The organism is Phyllobacterium sp. P5_D12, from assembly GCF_054049495.1.
The window spans coordinates 1-1,587 of record NZ_JBFUMG010000790.1; the positions used below are offsets into that span (position 1 = coordinate 1).

Sequence of the window (1,587 nt, forward strand, 5' to 3'; positions counted from 1 at the left end):
GTGCCTGAGGCGTTTGACGGATTCGACCCGGCTGCATTCGCCCCTACCGCCTCGGCCGCGGACACCGCACGTTCCTTCGACGAAATGGTCACTCATAACCGCCGCTCGGCGAAATCGCACTCCGGCATTTGGCGTGATCTTGCCATCCGCAAGCGCAAGACCGAGGTCGATGCCCAGGTCGGGCCCGTCGTCGAAATCGGGCGATCACTCGGTGTACCGACCCCGCTAGCGGCGAAGGTCGTCGAATTGATCCATCAGATCGAGGCGGGGACCCGCTCGCTTGAGCTTGCCAATCTCGATCTGCTTGCGCGAACGGAGGCCAGCACATGAACATCGAGTTCAACGGCAAAACCGTTATCGTTACGGGTGCTGCCCACGGCTTTGGCCGTGCAATCGCGCAGGCATTCGCCAGCCGTGGCGCACGCGTGCATGTCTGCGACGTCAATGAAGCCGGGCTCGCGGAAACCGTTGCACTTTGCGGAGCGGCATCGTCGATTGCGCATGTTCTGGATGTGGGTGACAGAAGCGCCGTTCAGGCAACCGTTGCAAAAATCGAGGCTGCCGATGGCGGCGCAGATATTCTGGTCAACAATGCCGGCGGTGTACGCGGACAGGTGGGCCGACCCATCGAGGAGATTTCAGAGAGTGATTGGCAGACAATTTTCGACGTCAATCTGTCCGGCGCCTTCTTCATGACGCAGGCCGTTGCCCCCAGCATGAAAAAGCAGAAGTCCGGCCGGATCATCAATATTTCCAGCGGCGCCGGGCTTGGCATTTCACTCACAGGAATACAGGCCTATGCCAGTGCAAAGGCTGGTCAGATCGGGCTAACGCGTCAGCTCGCGCATGAACTCGGTCCTTGGAACATCACAGTCAACAATGTCGCGCCTGGCTTCGTGCTATCGAACCCGACAACCGAAAGGCAGTGGGAGGCAATGGGTGAAGAGGGCCAAAAACGGCTTCTCGACAATATCGCCCTGAAGCGGCTTGGCGAACCCGATGACATCGCCAACATGGTTCTGTTTTTCGCATCGGACCAGGCGCAATGGATCAGCGGACAGGTCATCAGTGTGGACGGTGGCAAATGAATTCCGTCGAGAAATACCTTACTGACAATTACGAACATGCTCTCGAGGATTTGAAAGCGTTCTGCCGCATTCCCAGCGTCAGCACCGATCCCGCTTTTCGTGACGGTATCCGGGAGGCTGCCGAATTCGTGGCGAACCGTCTCAAGAAGGCAGGCTTCGCTTCGGTCGAAGTCTGGGACACCGGCGGACACCCTGCCGTTTTTGGCGAAGTCATCAGTGATCCCAAGCTCCCAATCATCCTCGTTTACGGCCATTACGATGTGCAACCGCCCGATCCGCTCGACAAGTGGACTACGCCGCCCTTTGAGCCGGCGATACATGATGACCGGCTCTATGCGCGCGGCGTTTCCGATGACAAGGGCCCGCTGCTGATCTCGATCCTTGTAGTCGAGGCCTACCTGAAGAACGAAGGCCGATTGCCGGTCAATCTCAAGATACTGATTGAAGGCGAGGAGGAATCCGGCAGCGAGCATTTCGAACCCACGCTCGAGCGCAATCG

The 1,587-nt window shown here is 58.5% G+C and carries 3 protein-coding genes; all 3 read left to right on the forward strand.

From position 1 onward, the window contains the following. The coding region (locus ACXJ5O_RS26440; RefSeq protein WP_457302498.1) for a ketopantoate reductase family protein at window positions 1-330 on the forward strand (330 nt) is incomplete at its 5' end. Then, on the forward strand, window positions 327-1,088 hold the full coding sequence (locus tag ACXJ5O_RS26445; protein WP_457302499.1) for an SDR family NAD(P)-dependent oxidoreductase: 762 nt from the start codon (window positions 327-329) through the stop codon (window positions 1,086-1,088). The genes ACXJ5O_RS26440 and ACXJ5O_RS26445, both read left to right, overlap by 4 nt. Then, on the forward strand, window positions 1,085-1,587 hold a 503-nt coding region (locus ACXJ5O_RS26450; protein WP_457302500.1), incomplete at its 3' end, for a M20/M25/M40 family metallo-hydrolase. The genes ACXJ5O_RS26445 and ACXJ5O_RS26450, both read left to right, overlap by 4 nt.

Coding starts and splice junctions, on each gene's coding strand:
- ACXJ5O_RS26445 (WP_457302499.1), top strand. CDS start 327: ATGAACATCGAGTTCAACGGCAAAACCGTTATCGTTACGGGTGCTGCC.